Source organism: Pedobacter sp. KBW01, assembly GCF_003852395.1.
Taxonomy (GTDB): Bacteria; Bacteroidota; Bacteroidia; order Sphingobacteriales; family Sphingobacteriaceae; genus Pedobacter.
This window is the reverse complement of record NZ_QAJQ01000004.1, coordinates 76,088-94,603: the sequence shown is the minus strand read 5'-3', so window position 1 is coordinate 94,603 and position 18,516 is coordinate 76,088. Positions and strand designations below refer to the sequence as shown.

General features: G+C 38.6%; 17 protein-coding genes. 10 read left to right on the top strand and 7 right to left on the bottom strand.

The window, feature by feature from the left end; genetic code table 11:
- The first annotated feature begins 89 nt into the window (after positions 1–89).
- Together DBR40_RS04075 and DBR40_RS04070 are read left to right on the top strand one after the other, a co-directional pair.
- The gene (locus DBR40_RS04075; protein ID WP_124558538.1) at positions 90–812 is read left to right on the top strand and encodes a ferritin-like domain-containing protein; all 723 of its coding nucleotides are present in this window, start codon (positions 90–92) and stop codon (positions 810–812) included.
- A 17-nt stretch (positions 813–829) separates the two neighbouring features.
- Positions 830–1,708: a ferritin-like domain-containing protein gene (locus tag DBR40_RS04070; protein ID WP_124558537.1), complete on the top strand. Its 879-nt coding sequence runs from the start codon at positions 830–832 to the stop codon at positions 1,706–1,708.
- Between the two features lie 95 nt (positions 1,709–1,803).
- Here the strand turns inward: DBR40_RS04070 and DBR40_RS04065 are convergent, their stop codons facing one another.
- The 5 genes from DBR40_RS04065 to DBR40_RS04045 form a co-directional block, all read right to left on the bottom strand.
- Complete coding sequence (locus DBR40_RS04065; RefSeq protein ID WP_124558536.1) at positions 1,804–2,310, bottom strand: hypothetical protein; 507 nt, start codon at positions 2,308–2,310, stop codon at positions 1,804–1,806.
- Between the two features lie 15 nt (positions 2,311–2,325).
- The gene (locus DBR40_RS04060; RefSeq protein WP_124558535.1) at positions 2,326–3,450 is read right to left on the bottom strand and encodes a CofH family radical SAM protein; all 1,125 of its coding nucleotides are present in this window, start codon (positions 3,448–3,450) and stop codon (positions 2,326–2,328) included.
- Between the two features lie 116 nt (positions 3,451–3,566).
- Entirely contained in the window at positions 3,567–4,559 is a 993-nt protein-coding gene (locus tag DBR40_RS04055) for a hypothetical protein (protein WP_124558534.1), read from the bottom strand.
- A gap of 27 nt (positions 4,560–4,586) precedes the next feature.
- The gene (locus DBR40_RS04050; protein ID WP_124558533.1) at positions 4,587–5,696 is read right to left on the bottom strand and encodes a hypothetical protein; all 1,110 of its coding nucleotides are present in this window, start codon (positions 5,694–5,696) and stop codon (positions 4,587–4,589) included.
- A 24-nt stretch (positions 5,697–5,720) separates the two neighbouring features.
- Entirely contained in the window at positions 5,721–6,422 is a 702-nt protein-coding gene (locus tag DBR40_RS04045) for a hypothetical protein (protein ID WP_124558532.1), read from the bottom strand.
- 138 nt (positions 6,423–6,560) lie between these two features.
- Here DBR40_RS04045 and DBR40_RS04040 point away from each other — a divergent pair, with 138 nt between their 5' ends.
- The gene (locus DBR40_RS04040) at positions 6,561–7,805 is read left to right on the top strand and encodes a M16 family metallopeptidase (RefSeq protein ID WP_124558531.1); all 1,245 of its coding nucleotides are present in this window, start codon (positions 6,561–6,563) and stop codon (positions 7,803–7,805) included.
- Positions 7,798–9,069: a M16 family metallopeptidase gene (locus DBR40_RS04035; protein WP_124558530.1), complete on the top strand. Its 1,272-nt coding sequence runs from the start codon at positions 7,798–7,800 to the stop codon at positions 9,067–9,069. The genes DBR40_RS04040 and DBR40_RS04035 overlap by 8 nt, the downstream gene beginning before the upstream one ends.
- Positions 9,070–9,170: 101 nt before the next feature.
- On the opposite strand, the gene DBR40_RS04030 is transcribed toward DBR40_RS04035, so the two are convergent.
- Positions 9,171–9,452, bottom strand: coding sequence for a pyrimidine/purine nucleoside phosphorylase (locus DBR40_RS04030; protein WP_124558529.1), 282 nt, complete (start codon positions 9,450–9,452; stop codon positions 9,171–9,173).
- A 272-nt stretch (positions 9,453–9,724) separates the two neighbouring features.
- On the opposite strand from DBR40_RS04030, the gene guaB reads away from it, so the two are divergent.
- The 5 genes from guaB (at position 9,725) to DBR40_RS04005 (ending at position 16,112) form a co-directional block, all read left to right on the top strand.
- On the top strand, positions 9,725–11,194 hold the full coding sequence (gene guaB, locus DBR40_RS04025; RefSeq protein WP_124558528.1) for an IMP dehydrogenase: 1,470 nt from the start codon (positions 9,725–9,727) through the stop codon (positions 11,192–11,194).
- Positions 11,195–11,491: 297 nt separating this feature from the next.
- Positions 11,492–14,071, top strand: a complete 2,580-nt coding sequence (locus tag DBR40_RS04020; RefSeq protein ID WP_124558527.1) for a TonB-dependent receptor — start codon at positions 11,492–11,494, stop codon at positions 14,069–14,071.
- A gap of 218 nt (positions 14,072–14,289) precedes the next feature.
- The gene (locus DBR40_RS04015) at positions 14,290–14,883 is read left to right on the top strand and encodes a TIGR00730 family Rossman fold protein (protein WP_124558526.1); all 594 of its coding nucleotides are present in this window, start codon (positions 14,290–14,292) and stop codon (positions 14,881–14,883) included.
- Between the two features lie 156 nt (positions 14,884–15,039).
- On the top strand, positions 15,040–15,501 hold the full coding sequence (locus DBR40_RS04010; protein ID WP_124558525.1) for a MaoC family dehydratase: 462 nt from the start codon (positions 15,040–15,042) through the stop codon (positions 15,499–15,501).
- 62 nt (positions 15,502–15,563) lie between these two features.
- Positions 15,564–16,112, top strand: coding sequence for a hypothetical protein (locus tag DBR40_RS04005; RefSeq protein ID WP_124558524.1), 549 nt, complete (start codon positions 15,564–15,566; stop codon positions 16,110–16,112).
- Here DBR40_RS04005 and DBR40_RS04000 read toward each other — a convergent pair.
- The gene (locus DBR40_RS04000; protein WP_124558523.1) at positions 16,109–16,552 is read right to left on the bottom strand and encodes a DUF2721 domain-containing protein; all 444 of its coding nucleotides are present in this window, start codon (positions 16,550–16,552) and stop codon (positions 16,109–16,111) included. The two genes, DBR40_RS04005 and DBR40_RS04000, sit on opposite strands and share 4 nt — an antisense overlap.
- Positions 16,553–16,756: 204 nt before the next feature.
- Here DBR40_RS04000 and DBR40_RS03995 point away from each other — a divergent pair, with 204 nt between their 5' ends.
- Positions 16,757–18,385, top strand: a complete 1,629-nt coding sequence (locus DBR40_RS03995) for an acyl-CoA carboxylase subunit beta (RefSeq protein WP_124558522.1) — start codon at positions 16,757–16,759, stop codon at positions 18,383–18,385.
- Positions 18,386–18,516: the final 131 nt, after the last annotated feature.

Below are 18,516 nucleotides of genomic sequence, written 5' to 3'. Positions count from 1 at the left end.
ACAAAAAAAAATACAATCGTAAAAAACCAGTGCTCTGATTGTCACGTATGTATCATCAAACGAATTCAAAACCACTAACATAGATTACTATGAAAAACAATGAACTAGAAACAAAAAATGAACTTCGGGAAGAAAGTTTGTTTGAGAAAACCGTTGGAAGAAGATCTTTTCTTCAGTACGCGGGTGCAGGAGCTGCCGGTATTGCATTGGTAGCTGCCGGTTGTAAAAAAGATCGTGGCTATCCAGATATGAACACCGGTGCAACTTTAGATTTTAAAGATGATTTTGGTGTTTTAAATTATGCCTATGCTTTAGAACAATTAGAAGCTGCATTTTATGTTAAAGTAGCTTCTGCACCTCCGGCAAGTTTTACCACAGCGCAAAAAGCATACTTCCAGGATATTCAGTTTCATGAAATTGCACACCGTGAGTTTTTCAAAGCGGCTTTAGGTACAGCTGCAATTGGCAGTTTGGAAGTTGATTTCTCCTCAATTGATTTTACAAGCTCAACCAGTGTTTTAGGTGCCGCCATGGCTTTCGAAGATTTGGGTGTTTCGGCTTATAATGGTGCCGGGCCAAGAATTAAAAATGGTACTTATTTATTGTTAGCAGGTAAAATTGTTTCGGTTGAAGCCCGCCATGCTGCTTACATCCGCGATTTAATCTCAAACGGATCATTTGCAGATTTGAATAGCCTTGCACCACTTGGTGCCAATAATGCTGGAGGCCTGGATGCTGCTTTAACACCTGATAAGGTTTTGGCAATAGCTGGCAAGTATATTAAAACCAAAATTAATGTAGTCAATCTTTAACCCTTAAAACTGAAATCATGAATATCGTAAATATATTAGAAGAAATTGAAAAAGTAGATGGTGAAATCTATGAAAGGTTAAATCCGAGAAGAGCCGCAATGAAAAGCTTTTTCAACATGGGAAAGAAAATTTCATTGGCAGCAATGCCGCTGGCTTTGGGTTCTATGTTTCAGAAGGCCTATGGACAAACTGCGCTGCCAACTGCAGTAGTTGATGTTTTAAATTTTGCCTTATCGTTAGAGTATCTGGAATATCATTTTTATAACCATGCTTTATTGGGTACTGATGTTACTTTTACTTACCCAACAACGGCTGCAAAAACCGCCATTACCACCATTCGTGATCATGAAAAAGCGCATGTTGATTTGTTGGTAGGCGCTTTGGGAAGTTCTGCGCGTGCACCTATTGCTTATGCCGATACCGATTTTAGAGCGGGTGGTACATTTGCTACGGTTTACACCGATTACAATACTTTTTTAGCAGTAGCACAGGGTTTTGAAGATACCGGTGTTAGGGCATATAAAGGCCAGGCAGGAAACTTACTGGTTAGTCCGGGCGTACTGCAAACTGCTTTACAGATTCACTCGGTAGAAGCCCGTCATGCGTCGCACATTCGCCAAATGCGTACAGCAGCTGGTACAACGGTTTATAAACCATGGGTTAGTCTTGGTGCTTCAGGTCAGGCAAATGATTCGGGTGTACCACAGGTAGATGCAGTATATGCTGGTGAAGATTTAACGGTACAGGCAAATGTTAACATTGCCAATATTACCGGTGCACCGAACGCAACTGCCGCTAAACTGGCCGCGGTAGAAAGTTTTGATGAACCTTTAGATAGGGCTAGCGTGATAACAATTGCTAATTTGTTTTTACAACCGGGTAAAAAATTATCGTAGCCAAATAGATTATTGAGCAGGTAATGTTTAGTTTAAGGTAGGGAAGCGGCGTTTGGGCTGTTTCCCTTTTTTTGTGAGGTATACAAATAGAATCGCTAGTTTTTAAACCATATTGTACTCAGGAATATGTCTTTATATTTTACGCTTTTTCCATCGGGAAGGATACACGAAAAACTATATGAGGTGCCATCTAAAAAACAAACATTCATGAAAAGGCTAAGCTTGTTTACTTCATCGCGAGCCACTACAGCATAAGCCCTTTGGCCACTTACCATTATCAGCTTTGGACTTTCAAATTTATATTTTGGAAATGAACCGCTTATACCTACTACAAAATCGTCTGCAAATTTTTGCTTTTCAATTTCAGCATTCAAAGTTGCTAAATCTAATTGTGTAATTGGAAGCAGGTCAACTCTGGAGCTAACATAAATGATCCCTGTAGAATCTTTAATTGCATAGGAAGTCTCATTAACTTTTCTTGGCTGGGTGGGAAAGCTAACACTTACCTTTTCGGTAATCTGTTGTTTAAACCACTTGTTTTGGGCGTTTAATTTGAGAACTCCAATTATCAGCAGTAGTATAAGTGTTGTTTTTTTTAACATGAGCGTGTTTTTTATTTAGTATGTAATTACCTGTTCTTCCAAATGTTCGGGTAAATCTCTGTAGTTGTATTTTTGCCCACGTAATTGTGGCTCAAAACCAGCTGCCCTGATCGATTGCTGAATACCATTTGCGGTAAAGCGGTGTGGTGCACCTGCTGCCGAAACCACATTTTCTTCGATCATAATTGACCCGAAATCGTTAGCGCCTGCATGTAAACACAATTGTGCTGTTGTTTTACCAACGGTTAACCAGCTAGCCTGTATGTTTTTAATATTGGGTAGCATAATACGGCTAAGTGCAATCATGCGGATATATTCATCGGCAGTTACGGTGTTGCTAATGCCGCGCAATCTTTTTAATAAAGTACCATCGTCTTGAAAAGGCCATGGTATAAAGGCTAAAAAGCCGTTTGCATCAGCAGGTTTTTCACTCTGTACCTGGCGTATCCAAACCAGGTGCTCGAAACGCTCTTCAATGGTTTCTACATGGCCAAACATCATGGTTGCCGAAGTGGTAATATCTAACTGATGACAGGCACGCATTACATCAAGCCATTCCTGGCCACCGCATTTCCCTTTAGAAATTAAGCGGCGCACACGGTCGTTTAAAATTTCGGCACCAGCCCCAGGTAAGGAATCCATACCGGCCTCTTTTAGTGCTTTTAAAACTTCAGTATGGCTAATGCCTTCTAATTTTGCAACGTGTGCAATTTCAGGCGGACCTAAAGCATGAAGTTTTAAATCAGGATATAATTCTTTTAGTTTTTTAAAAAGATCGGCATAAAAGGCCAGACCTAAATCGGGATGATGACCACCCTGAAGCAATAATTGATCGCCCCCCAAACGAAAGGTTTCTTCGATTTTTACTTTATAGGTTTCGATATCAGTAATATAACTTTCATCGTGGCCAGGCCTGCGGAAAAAATTACAGAATTTACAGTTGGCAATACAAACATTGGTAGTGTTTACATTTCTATCGATTTGCCAGGTTACCTTGCCGCTGGGTACCTGTATTTTTCTCAGTTCGTTTGCCACAAACATCAAAGATGCGGTATCGGCATTATGGTATAAATGTACACCTTCTTCAAGGCTCAAAAAGTCAAAACGTAATGCCCTTTGTAGTAAATCGGCTGTATTCATAAAGCAAAAATACTAAAATGTTTATACAACAACGCTTAGTTATTATGGCAGGAAAGTAAATTTTTGACATAAAAAAAGAGCGACTGGTTAATTACAGTCGCTCTTTTTAAAGAAAATTATTTAAGGGCTAATAAAAAACCAATGGTAAAGTTGGCATCCCAGTCAAATACAAAAGTATCGCAATTGGTAGCATCTTTAATGGCTTTGTATATGTTAACGCCACTTTTGATTTTAATTTTATCAGTATTGTATTTATCAGGATCATTTAGAACTGTAAATCTTTCATCTCCGGTACGGGTTTGTTTTGCAAGTTCAAAAGGCACACCTCCGATAATGAAACAAACTTCGTGTTTTGTAGATGGGATTTTTGATGATACAGATTTAACAAGATCATATACAGCATCGTCTTTCAGGTTTTTCTCATAATACTTAGCGCCTGGTGCTTCAGATGATTTAACATCGCCATCCATCCACGAAATTTTAGTGTTGCCCGAACCAATGTCAACAACAAAAGAATTATCATAATAAGATGCAGGTAAAACACATTTTAAAGCCAGTTTACCTTCCTGTTCTGCGGTAACAAGGTTAACAACGAAGCCCATTTTCTTTAACTCAGAAACAATAGCAGTTGTTTTAGGCTCTTTTTGCGCGCCAGAACTGATTACAAAGTGAATGTTTTTAGATTTAACGCCTTTATCAAACATGGCGCCTATGTAATCTTTTAGGCCGGTTCTGATATCTGCGGTATTTGCCAAACCTTCGTAAACAAATGATTTTCCGAAATCTTTAGAGATAATTTCCCAGCGTTTTTCTTTATCAATATTTACTACAAAAGAGTTAAAACCCGAGGCACCAACCTCTACAACACCTTTATATTCACCATTTACAGGTTTTTCGGGAGTATAATTAAAACTTCTTTTGTCTTCGCTTTTAGCAGCAGCAGGTGAAGATGCTTGTTCTGTACTGTCTTTTTTACTTCCCTCAGTGTTGGTTGCGGCATCAATTTTTCCCGATTCTAAAGCCCAGTAACCTAAGCCAATGATAGGGATTGCGATAATAATTGCTTTTATAGGCCAGCGTAGTCTTGCCCAGATAGATTTTTCTTCCATTGTGATATGTTTAATTTAAGAGTTTGATTAGTCTAATAATGAAAAGCCTTTGTCTACTTTTTCTTCAGCTTTAAGTTCGTAAGAAGCATCGGTCATTCTGCTTACATTAAGCATTTTAAGGTTGCGGTCGTCTACTTTTTTGATGAATTCTTCCAATTCGCTTTGCGATGGTGCACCACCAACAGTAATGTTATTATTCTGATCTAAGAAATCGAGGTTAGAACGGATAGATGCAATATTTTGGCTAATGGCTCCTGTAGCTGCATTCATTGCCTCCTGAAAAGCCCATCCGTCTTTAATGTTAAAAACTTCTGCAAGTCCTTCAGTTGCATTTTTCATTTTTTGGGTTGCTTCCAGTTTTTTAGAAATGATCGAAATACTGCTATCCAGGGTGCTTACATAAATGCGGGCAGCGCTTTCGTTATCTTTTAAAACTTCTAAAACTTTGGCAAACTGGTTGGCATATTGTACGTAACTACGGGCATTTTGTTCTTCTGCTTCACCTTCTTTGCCTAAAAGGAAAGCTTTTGTACGCGTTTCTTTTGCATCTCTGTTTAAATCGTTTGCCTTTTCGATGTTGTTGTTTGCTGTTTCCTGTTTAGCTTTTTCATCTAAACTTGCAGCTTCAACGGTAAAGCGTTTAGCATAGGTGTATTTTTCTTCGGCAGTTTTCTGAGCTGTTTCTCCGCTTTGTACCATATCTATCCGTACACCATCAACATTGGCAATTTTATCTTTTACCCTTTTTAAAGTATCCTTTGCGTCTTTTGATAAAAGTTGCAAGGTTTCAATCGGGTTACCTCTTATAATGGCTTTTTCGCCTTTAAAAAGTAAAATTGTACCCAACCTATGTAATAAAGAAATAATTTTTGGAGCTAGTAAAAGCAATACAATTAGTATAATACTAAAAATAACCAGTAAAATACTTTTGGCTGCATAAACCAGCATAATTGGAAGAAATTTGAAAAATGCAAATGCACCTCCCAAAATTAGCGCCCAAAAAAAGATACTTGACATTACCTTTTTGCCTTCAGGTGTTTGTATCTGGCTGGGAAGATGATCGCCTAAAACCTGAAATATAGGCAGCTGACTTTTAATTTCGGCTGGAATATTTACATACTGATTTTTGTTTTCCATTACGTTTTCGTTAATTTTTAATCGTTAATTTATGTTTGTTTCAATAATACTCAGTGCTTTTTCTATATCGGCTATTACCTCATTAACAGCTGCATTGCCTAAAGCAATTTTCTGATCGATATCTTTCAACTGCGGATCATACTTCACATTAAGATTCTTTAAATCTTGTTCTTTATTTTGCAATTTGGCTTTCAGATCGGCAATGTTTTGTTCAATAGTTTTAATTTCGTTTATCAAATCGTTTTTTTCATCAATCAGGCTGTTTTCCAGGTTTTGTTTTTGTTGCTGTTTCTGGCTGCTTTCCTGTTCTATAACTTTTTTTAACTCCGTGGCATAGCTTCGGCCAGTAGTTAACAGCTTTTGTTTATTTAAGTCTTTTTCTACATATTTTAAAGATGTATAAGCCGCTTTTATGGTCGAAGCATCAATGCTGCCCATTTCTGCTGCTGCATTCCAGACCTCAAAAAAATCGAGACCCGGCTCATTCATTTTTTCCAGTATGCCTAAAACTTTTACCTTCATTTGCTTAACATCGGTAACACCTATTGGGCTAACATTTTCCTTTAGATTAACCTGTGGTTGGTTAGTTACAGGTTCGGGTGTTTTTGTGCTGATGCTGGCAGGTTGCTGATCCTGCGTGGAACCAGGTGCATCACTGTCTTCGAAAATTAATTTTTTTAAACTGTTTAAAATTCCGAATGAATTTTTTGCTGTTTCCTCGCCCATGTTTACTTGATTATCTGTTGCTAAAATAGTAAAAATAGAATTGCCAGAGACCAAAATATCTTTTAATTGTATTCTCTTTATTAATCACATTCTGCTAAATGAATTATTAAATTATCTTTACCACTCTAAAATTAGGTAATGGTAGATTTTAATCGTTTTACACTAGCTAACGGGTTAAAAGTTTTGGTGCACGAAGATGCAACTACTCCGATGGCAGTTTTGAATATTTTATATGATGTGGGCGCACGTGATGAGGACCCTGATAAAACCGGTTTTGCGCATTTGTTTGAGCATTTAATGTTCGGTGGATCAATCAATATCCCCAACTACGATGAACCTTTGCAACGTGTTGGGGGCGAAAATAACGCCTTTACCAGCAACGATATTACCAACTATTACATTACGCTGCCAGCCGAAAATATCGAAACAGCATTTTGGTTGGAAAGCGACAGGATGTTGAGCCTTGCCTTTTCTGAAAAAAGCCTGGATACGCAGCGCAATGTAGTAAGCGAAGAATTTAAGCAGCGTTACCTGAACCAGCCTTATGGCGATGTTTGGTTAAAACTACGTCCGCTGGCGTATAAAAAGCACTCGTATCGCTGGGCAACCATTGGTAAAGAACTTTCGCATATAGAAAATGCTACTATGGATGATGTGAAAGCATTTTTTAAGAAACATTATACCCCACAGAACGCTATTTTGGTTGTAGGTGGAAATGTGAAAACCGAAGATGTGAAAAAACTGGCGGAGAAATGGTTTGAGCCTATACCGGCCGGAGAGAAATACCACAGGAATTTGGTTCAGGAAGAACCACAAACAGAAGCCAGGCAAGAAACCATTAAAGCAAATGTTCCCTTAAATGCCATTTATATGGCTTTTAAAATGCCTGGCAGATTGAATAATGATTATTATGCTTTCGATTTACTTTCCGACGTTTTATCACGCGGACAATCGTCGCGTTTATACAATAGCCTGCTTAAAGAACAACAGCTTTTTAGCGATATTAACGCTTATATTTCGAGCAGTTTAGATCCGGGTTTGTTTATTATTGAAGGTAAACTGGTAGAAGGCGTAGCCATAGAAACAGCCGAAAAAGCCATATGGACTGAACTGGATAAATTAAAAACCGAACTAGTTTTAGATACCGAGCTTACTAAAGTGAAAAACAAAGTAGAATCTATCCTCGTATTTTCGGAAATGAGCTTGCTTGATAAAGCGATGAATCTGGCTTATTACGAATTGTTGGGCGATGCAGCCTTACTGAATAAGGAAACAGCCGAATTTTTAAAGGTTCAATCAGCCGACATTAAAAGGATTGCCAACGAAACCTTTGGCAAAAAATCATCATCAACCTTATATTATTTAACTGAAGAACATGCTTAACAGACAACAAGCGCCTGATTTTAAGCAGGTATCTGCTATAAATTTTATCCAGCCTGAAAAAAGGTTATTAGCCAATGGTGTACCTGTTTTTACTATTTATTCGGGTGAGCAGGATTTGGTACGGATTGAATTTATTTTTGAAAACGTTAACTGGAAACGTGAAAAACCCTTACAGGCTATCGCTGTAAATACCTTAATAAATAACGGAACCAACAAGCTATCGGCCAAAGAAATAGCCGAAAAAATTGATTTTTACGGTGCATTTTTCCAAACCGAATATACGCAAGATCATTCATCGGTTTCGTTGTATACGCTGAATAAACATTTACATTCGGTATTGCCAATTGTAAAGGATGTTTTAACAGAAAGCCAGTTTCCGCAAAATGAATTGGATATTTATATTCAGAATCAGAAGCAAAAACTTCAGGTTAACCTTAAAAAGAACGATATCGTTTCGCGGAAAGAATTTGCGCATGCTTTGTTTGGTGAGACCGCTTACGGGGTGGATATTAAAGCACAACATTACGATGAACTAAAACGCGTGGATCTTTTAACCTACTTTAAAGCAGCCTACGCGCCAAATAATTGTACCATTGTGGTGTCAGGAAAATTTGATACAACAGGTTTTAACCTTTTAGATAGTAGTTTTGGTTACAATTGGGAAAAAAGTGAGGTGGTGAAAAACACATTTAGCTTTAATCCTACCGAAAAACAATTCGTGTATAAAGAGAAGCCTGAAGCTTTACAATCGGCCATTAGGATTGGTCAGCTGGCTATAAACCGCAAGCATAAAGATTTTCCAGGACTCCAGATCTTAAATACAGTTTTGGGTGGTTACTTCGGATCGCGTTTGATGGCCAATATCCGTGAAGATAAGGGCTATACTTACGGCATTGGTTCGGGCATATCGTCGTTGCAGCAAGCCGGTTATCTTTTTATATCGACAGAAGTTGGTGCTGATGTTTGCGGAGCAGCATTAACAGAAATTTATAAAGAGATCGATTTATTGAAAACGACACTAATAGGGGAAGAAGAACTTAATTTAGTGCGCAATTATATGCTTGGCTCGATGCTTGGCAGTTTAGAAAATGTTTTCTCGCACGCCGATAAGTTTAAAAACATTTACTTCTCAGGCCTGGATTACGATTATTATTCAAGATACATTGAAACTGTAAAAACCATTACAGCCGAAGAGTTGCTGGCTTTGGCCAATAAATACTTCACTACCGAAAGTTTTACCGAAGTGGTAATCGGGAAGAAGTAAAGCGAAGCATTTAAGCTAAGAAGTCAGGTTTTTCTTCATTCGTCGTGCTGAATTGTTTCAGTATCTATTACGAAGGATAAAAACCTGACTTCTTTTTTTGTTTACCTGTACTGGCAAAGATAAGCTGTTTGAACAGTTGCCTTTACTTTAAAAGAAGCATTGGCAGGTACTTCAAAGCTGTTGCCAGCGGTAATGGTTAGCCATTCGGTAGCATCTGGTAAAAGCGCCTCTAGCTGGCCTTCAATAACGTGCATAATTTCTTTCTGCGCAGTGCCAAAGGTATATTCGCCAGGATTGATGACACCTACAGTTGATTTACCTTCGGTTATTTCGTATCCTAAAGATTTAACGTTACCATCAAAATATTGGTTTTCAGTAATCATAGTCTAATTATAAAGTTTTTGCTAAAATAGCTTTTTGCTTATCAGCCTGATAAATTTTTTATAAAACTCTATGTATTCCGCATATTTTTCGGGTGGATATTTTTTGTTATTCATGATTTGTGAGCGATTATAAACAATCATGTTGTCTTTATAATTCTGAAATCCCAATTGTCAACAAAGCTTAATATTTGACTAAATTCGCATTTACATTTTTATTTTCCTGGTTTTTCCTTATCTTTGCCTGGCAAATAATAAATCCTAATTTATTTGCTATGCAACTCGATTCCACAAAATTTATTGCCACAGGTTTGACGTATGATGATGTACTTTTGGTACCTGCATATTCCGAAATTCTGCCACGTGAAGTAAATACATCCACTTTTTTAACGAAAAAAATTAAACTCAATGTTCCGTTGATTTCTGCCGCAATGGATACTGTAACAGAAGCTGAGCTTGCCATTGCTATTGCGCAAAATGGAGGAATAGGCATGTTACATAAAAACATGACGATTGAAAGACAAGCCAGTGAAGTTCGCAAAGTAAAACGCTCTGAAAGTGGTATGATCCAGGATCCGGTTACTTTATTAGAATCAGCAGTGGTTGCCGATGCTTTCAAAATTATGAAAGAACATAAAATTGGCGGCATTCCGGTAGTGAGTAGCGATAATAAATTAGTAGGTATCATTACCAACAGAGATCTGCGTTTTCAAAAAGACATGAAAAGACCGGTTTCTGAAGTAATGACCAAAGAAAACCTGATTACTGCCCCTGAAGGTACAACACTGGTTCAAGCAGAAGAAATTCTTCAGAACCATAAAATCGAAAAACTTCCGGTAGTAAGCAAAGATGGTTATTTAAGCGGCTTAATTACCTTTAAAGATATTTCAAAAGTTAAAAATTACCCGGCAGCTTGTAAGGATGAACGCGGACGTTTACGTGTTGGTGCTGCTGTTGGAGTAACTGCCGATACTTTGCAACGTGTGGATGCATTGGTACATGCAGGTGTTGATGTAATTACCATCGATACTGCCCACGGTCATACCAAAGGTGTAGTAGATAAATTAAAAGAAGTTAAAGCCAAATATCCTGAATTGCAGGTTATTGTAGGTAATATTGCTACAGGTGCAGCTGCAAAATTTTTAGCTGATGCCGGAGCTGATGCAGTTAAAGTTGGTATTGGCCCTGGTTCTATTTGCACCACCAGGATTATTGCTGGTGTTGGTGTACCACAATTATACGCTGTTTACGAGTGTGCCAAAGCCCTTAAAGGTACTGGTGTGCCCGTTATTGCGGATGGCGGTATTAAACATACCGGTGATATAGCAAAAGCTATTGCATCTGGCGCAAGTACTGTAATGGCAGGTTCGTTATTTGCAGGAGTAGAAGAATCACCAGGTGAAACCATTATTTACGAAGGACGTAAATTTAAATCGTACCGTGGAATGGGATCAATCGAAGCAATGGAGCAAGGATCGAAAGACCGTTATTTCCAGGATGTAGAAGATGATATTAAAAAACTCGTTCCTGAAGGTATTGTAGGCCGTGTGCCGTTTAAAGGTACATTGGCAGAAGTAATGTATCAATACATCGGTGGTTTACGTGCAAGTATGGGCTATTGTGGAGCAGCCAATATCGAAGCATTACAAGAAGCACAATTTGTGCAGATTACCGCTGCGGGCATGCGCGAGAGTCACCCGCACGATATTACCATTACCAAAGAAGCACCTAATTATACCAGGTAGGCTAATTTATATATTGAATTTAAACGGGGCATCGGTTACGATAGCCCCGTTTTTTTGTGGTTAACCTTGTAGATTTTTGAATCTGTAAGGTTTAAAAATATAAAAAATGCAAAATAAAATTTGGCAGTTATATTTTTTTAATATATTTGTCGACTAAATCTATAGATTTAATATAATAATTATGAAAACCAATCAAAAAATCTGCTCTTACTGTTGTTGCCATCCCGGAACACATACGAAATATCACCGAACGCAAAACTAATCAACAATATTTAAATCAAATACGAATAACCAATCATGAAAAAAAGCTTACCCATAATCTTTTTCTTAATACTTTTAGCAGGAGCCATTTTTGCTCAAAACCCCATAACGGGGATCATAAAAGGAGCTAATGGTACTAAAGTGCCACGTGCAACTGTAAAAATAAGAGGTACAAATGTATCTGTTATAGCCGATGAAAATGGTGCATTCAGCATCGATACAAAACAAGAACTTCCTTTTTACATTCAGGTAAGCTCGGTAGGGTATAAACCGCAGGATTTTCAAATTATAAAACTACAGGATACGCCTATTGAATTGGTACTTGTTGAAAGTGCATTGTTAGATGAGATTGTGGTAACATCGAGAAGACGTTCAGAAGTATTACAGGATGTGCCAATTCCGATTACTGTAATTGGCGGTCAGGCAGCAGAAAATGCCGGCGCTTTTAACGTTAACCGTTTAAAAGAATTGGTTCCATCAGTACAGTTATATGCTTCAAATGCCAGGAACACTACACTTAATATCCGCGGATTAGGCTCAACATTTGGTTTAACCAATGATGGTATCGATCCGGGAGTAGGTTTTTATGTAGACGGAGTTTATCACGCACGTCCGGCCGCTACCTCTACCGATTTTCTTGATATCGAGCAAATAGAAGTAATTCGTGGTCCGCAGGGTACTTTGTTCGGTAAAAATACCACTGCTGGTGCATTTAACATTACCACTACCAAACCAACCCAAACACCTAGTGCCAAAGTAGAACTGAGTGTAGGTAACTATAATTTCCTTCAGGCAAAAACATCAGTATCTGGTGGTTTAGCAAAAAACCTTGCCGCAAAAATATCAATCTCAGGTACGCAGCGTGATGGTACCATCTGGAATACCAGAGAAGAACGCAAATATAGCGGACAAAACAACCTGGGTTTCAAAAGTCAGTTATACTATACACCGTCTGATAAATTAAAGATATTATTAAGTGGCGATGTAAGTGTTCAGCACCCTGCAGGTTATCCATTGGTAATTGCAGGCGTTACCACTACCGAGCGAAGCGCTTACCGTCAATACGCTAAAATTGTGTCTGATTTAGGTTATCAGCAGCCCAAAATCGATCCTTTTTCGAGAGAGATCAACACAAATACTCCATGGAGACACAATCAATCAATTGGAGGTATATCTTTAAACGTAGATTATAAAATTGGTAACGGAACGCTGACTTCTACCACAGCTTGGAGATTCTGGAACTGGGATCCAACAAACGACAGGGACTTCTCTGAGTTAGCTGCATTAACTAAATCGCAAGGTAACTCACGCCACGATCAATATTCGCAGGAAGTAAGATATGCAGGTAACATTACCGATAAATTAAGCGGTGTAATTGGTGTATTTGCATTGGCGCAAAATTTAAAAGGACTTGCACAAACCGAAGAGGTCGGTAAAGATCAGTGGCGCTTTGTTCAAACCAGCAATACAGGTAGTCAGGCTTTATATTCGACCCCAGGCTTGTTAGATGGTTTTGGTATCAAAACCAATTCAACCATCAAATCGTTAAGTGCAGCAATTTTTGCACAGGTTGACTGGGAGTTTTTAACCCACTTCCACGTATTACCTGGATTGAGATATACCTACGATAAAAAGGATGTGAACTACGACAGGGTAACTTATGGCGGTTTACAAACCAACGATGCCGCTTTACTAGCACTTAAAGCTGCAGTATACAGCAATCAACAATTTACAACCAACGTAGATAATAATAATTTATCGGGTAACTTAACAGTTTCTTATCGTCCAAATGTTAATTTGAATATATACGGTACTTTCTCTACCGCTTATAAACCTGTAGGTGTTAACGTAGGTGGATTGCCAACAACTTCAACCGGTGCTGCTGATTTATCGGTTGCTGTGGTTAAACCAGAATATGTTCAGCATTACGAATTAGGTTTAAAAACCAGACCAGTTAGGGGCGCGTTATTAAATGTAACTGCTTTTGATACTGATATTAAAGATTATCAAACCAACGTACAGTCGCCACAGTTAGGTGTTAACAGGGGATACCTGGCTAATGCTGAAAAAGTAAATGTAAAAGGATTGGAAATTGATGGTACTTATCAGTTGGAAAGATTTTTAACCCTTAATGCAGCAGTGGCTTATTTGGATGGTAAATATGTAACTTTTACGAATGCACCACTACCGTTAGAAGAAACTGGTCATACTGAAATCATTAATGGTACAGCAACGCAAGTGGCCTTTAAAGATGCATCAGGCGGTAGATTACCAGGTATTTCTAAATGGAACATTTCAGGTGGTTCAGAGTTTAGCTTACCGGGTACTTTAGCGACCAAAGTGGGCAGATTCTTTGTTGCTGCTGATGCCAGTTACCGTTCAGATTATTCTTCAAACCCAACACCATCAAGTGTGTTGGTTGTTAAAGGCTATGGTTTGTTTAATGCCAGATTAGGCTTTAAATCAGATAAGTTTTCGTTGTTTGTTTGGAGCAGAAACATTGGCAATAGAAATTACTATGAGCAGTTACAAGCTGCAGCAGGCAACTCAGGCTTATATGCAGGCGTACTTGGCGATCCGAGAACTTACGGAGCTACTATACGCTATGCTTTCTAATTAGAATCTTTTCTCTCTTATATTTGGTTAAAAGGCGTCGGTTTATCCGGCGCTTTTTTTGTTTCTATGCATTTTTAATGCTACATATTATTTTGCAAAGCGAAGCTTTTTATATATCATTGTTTTAGGACGGGATGGCACTTCCTCGTTGGATTTTGTGAAGAATTAAAGTTTAGAGCGCCCATATAAAACCTTAACTTCGATAAATTTTAAAGTAAATGAATAAGCTTAAAGCGGTTTGTGTATATTGTGGTTCGAACTTTAATGGCGATTTACAATTACGCACTGCAATTAAACAATTGGCAGAAACACTTGTAAAACAAGAAATCAAATTAATTTATGGTGGTGGCAGCGTTGGTGTAATGGGGCTGTTGGCTAACGATGTGCTCGAAGCCGGTGGGCAGGTTATTGGTGTAATTCCACAATTTTTAATGGATAAAGAGGTGGGGCATACTGGTGTAACCGAAATGATCGTAACGGAAAATATGCACCAGCGGAAACAAAAAATGGCTGATTTAAGTGACGGTTTTGTTATCCTGCCGGGAGGTTTTGGTACCCTTGAGGAGTTTTTTGAAGTGCTTACCTGGCTTCAACTAGGCCTGCACAACAAACCAATTGGGGTGTTAAACGTTGATGGTTTTTACGATCCGTTATTTGCACAGATGGAAATCATGGTGCAGCGTAAATTCCTGAAATCGGCCAACCGCGATCTGGTTTTTAACGAAGCCGATGCCAGTATTTTAATTGATAAAATGGATCATTTTTCGGCTATACCCGATGAGGTTTGGTTCAGAGATAGGAATTTGAGTTAGAAGGAGATAAGGTTGGTAGTTTATAGTACATAGTCGGATTGACGATCAGGCCATTAGCCATTAACTATAGACCATTAACCAAAAGTCTCAATCTTTAGCTGACAGAAAAACAAATTATTAAGAAATACCTTATTAAAAGGAACTAAAACTAAAACAATGCAAATTATTACTTCACACGCAGAATTTGAACAATACCTTGGTAAGGAATTAGGCGTTTCTTCATGGCATACCATTACGCAAGAGCAGATTAACAAATTTGCTGATGCTACTTTAGATCATCAGTGGATACATGTTGATGAAGAGCGGGCACAGAATGAAGGGCCATTTAAAGCAACTATTGCACACGGTTATTTAACCCTATCGTTAATTCCTTTTTTATGGAAAGAGATTGTTGATATCCAAAACCTGAAAATGGAGATTAACTATGGAATTGAAAATTTGAGGTTTGCGCAGGCGGTTACCGTAAACAGTAAAGTAAGGTTAAAAGCTAAACTGGCTTCAATCATCAACCTGCGCGGCGTAACTAAGGTAAACATGGGTATCGAAATGGAAATTGAAGACCAGAAAAAGCCTGCTTTTAATGGAGAGGTTGTTTTCTTGTATCACTTTATAAACTAATCGCTTAGCTATTGTAGCGTTTTAATCCAGGCTTGCGTTTTAGTAAGAAATAAACTCTTCTCATGAAAAAAACTTACCAAAACGCAAGCCTTATTGTGTTGCTGTTCGCTTTAATTTTATTTGGCGCTTGTAAAAAAAATAAAGTAGAGCCAGCTACAAACGATTCATTTTTGCCAATGCAAATTGGTAACCTGTGGTATTTAAATGGTGAAAATTACACCGAAATTAAAGACTCGGTTAGGATAAACAACAAACTTTTCTACAAGTTTTTTTCTTTGATCGGTGGCGATGCTTTCTCAGTTTATTACCTGAGGATTGATGAGCAGAACCGGCTGGTTGAGAGCTATCCTGATGCTCCATTGAAAATCTTTGTGAGAGCTGATTTTAAAGCCAATGTGGGCGATAAATTTTTCACCACAGGGGATAAGGACTACAATGATAATCAAGTTACAGTTATCCAAAAAAGCGATACAGAGATGACTTTTTCGTTCGATGCTGTTTATCATCCCAATTTAAAAGGGCACCCTCATTCAATAAAATACATCAAAGGTAAAGGTTATCCGGGCAACTGGAAAAAGGTAATCATTAATGGTGTGGTTTACCAAAATTAATCTTTATCAAACTTCTTCTTTAATCTGCTAACAAGTGATGGATCATCCAGCGCCTCTAAGCTGCTCAGTTCAAGCTCAAGAGCCTTGGTGCTGATCTGGATTTCGATCAGTGAAATGATTAACGAAATCATAAAAAAGATAAGGCTTAGCGCAAAGAGTATTTCAGCTGCAGTATTCCAGGTTAAATAAATAAAAAACATACAAAACAAACAGGAGGCAAAACTGAGCACACCAAAAGCCTGCATGTTTTTGATTAATCTTAGCCTGTAACGCAGGTTTTCGATCTGTTTGTGCAGCGCTACGTTTTTATCACCATCCTCATATTTAGATTTTAAACTTCTTACTAGGCTGGCAAGGGCCAGAAACCGATTGGTATAAGCCAGCATAATTAAACTAATGGCCGGAAAAAGTAATGCAGGGATATTGATGGTTAGTTCCATTTGTTTGGTTTAACCAAAAATATCATTTTAAATGGATAATTAACCACAGAGGAAGTCATAAACGATAATCCAATCCTAAATTACGCATTTAGACTCTGTGTTCGCTGTGATTTCTCTTGTTTGCTCTGTGGTAAAAAAAACGCTTTGTACCAGAAACCGTTTTGGTCAATACTGTTTTTATAAAATTAAATTTAAATTGCCTCCATGAATATCGAATTCAATAAAAATGAGGATGTAAATAAACAGTTGGTGTACGAACTGAAAACCAGACTCAAAAAAATATACCTGGGCGGTGGCGAAAAAAATGCGGCTAAACAGAAAGAAAAGGGCAAGTTACTGGCCCGCGAGCGCATTGCCTATTTGATAGATAAAGGCTCTGATTTTTTAGAAGTCGGTGCCTTTACTGCCGATGGAATGTATAAAGAACAAGGCGGTTGTCCGGCAGCGGGGGTAGTTTGTGGTATAGGCTATGTAAGTGGCCGGCAATGTATGATTGTGGCTAACGATGCTACCGTAAAGGCAGGGGCCTGGTTCCCGATGACGGCCAAGAAGAACCTACGTGCTCAGGAAATTGCTATGGAAAACCGTTTACCTGTAATTTACCTGGTAGATAGTGCAGGCGTTTATCTGCCCATGCAGGATGAGATTTTTCCCGATAAAGAACACTTCGGCAGGATGTTCCGCAATAATGCGATCATGTCGGGAGAGGGAATTGTACAGATTTCGGCCATTATGGGCGCTTGTGTTGCTGGTGGAGCTTACTTGCCGATTATGAGCGATGAAGCCATGATAGTAGATAAAACAGGTTCAGTATTTCTGGCAGGTTCCTATCTGGTTAAATCGGCCATCGGCGAAGATGTAGATAATGAAACACTGGGCGGAGCGACTACACATTGCGAAATTTCGGGCGTTACCGATTATAAGCATCCTAATGATGAGGCCTGTTTAGATTCTATCCGCAACATCATGAGCATGTTAGGGGCACCTGAAAATGCAGGTTTCGATCGCATTGCACCCGTTAAACCGAAAGAAAAAGAAGAGGAACTTTACGGTATCCTGCCTGAGAACAGAGATAAACCTTACGAAATAATGGATATCATTAACCGTCTGGTTGATGGTTCTGAATTTGAAGAATATAAAAAAGGCTACGGACAAAGCATTGTGTGTGGTTTAGGCCGCATCGATGGTTGGGCTGTTGGCATTGTTGCCAATCAGCGTAAAGTAGTAAAATCTAAAAAAGGAGAGATGCAGTTCGGCGGGGTAATTTATTCTGATAGCGCCGATAAGGCAAGCCGCTTTATCATGAATTGTAACCAGAAAAAAATCCCTTTGGTTTTTCTGCAAGATGTTACCGGTTTTATGGTTGGAAGTCGTTCAGAGCATGGTGGTATTATAAAAGATGGTGCCAAAATGGTTAATGCTGTAGCCAATTCTGTTGTGCCAAAATTTACCATTGTTTTAGGTAACTCTTACGGCGCGGGTAACTACGCCATGTGCGGTAAAGCTTACGATCCGAGGTTAATTTATGCCTGGCCTACTGCAAAAATTGCCGTTATGGGCGGCTCTCAGGCGGCTAAAACGCTGTTGCAGATTCAGGAAGCATCTTTGAAGGCCAAAGGTGAGGTTATTACACCCGAAAAAGAAGCCGAATTGTTAAAAGAAATTACCGATAAATACGATAGCCAAACTACACCATATTATGCCGCCTCGAGGCTTTGGGTAGATGGGATTATCGATCCGCTCGAAACCAGGAAAGTAATTTCGAGAGGGATTGAAGCTGCGAATCAATCGCCAATAACCAAAAAGTTTAATGTGGGAGTGATACAGACTTAGCGTTTTTATCTATCAACTGAATTTAACGGCCTTTTGCCAAACGCTAAGCGCTTTCCGCTCGGCGTTTCACTGTTAATAAGTAAACTATGTTGACAATGTGCGCTTGTTAACAATTATTTAAAGCACTAGAT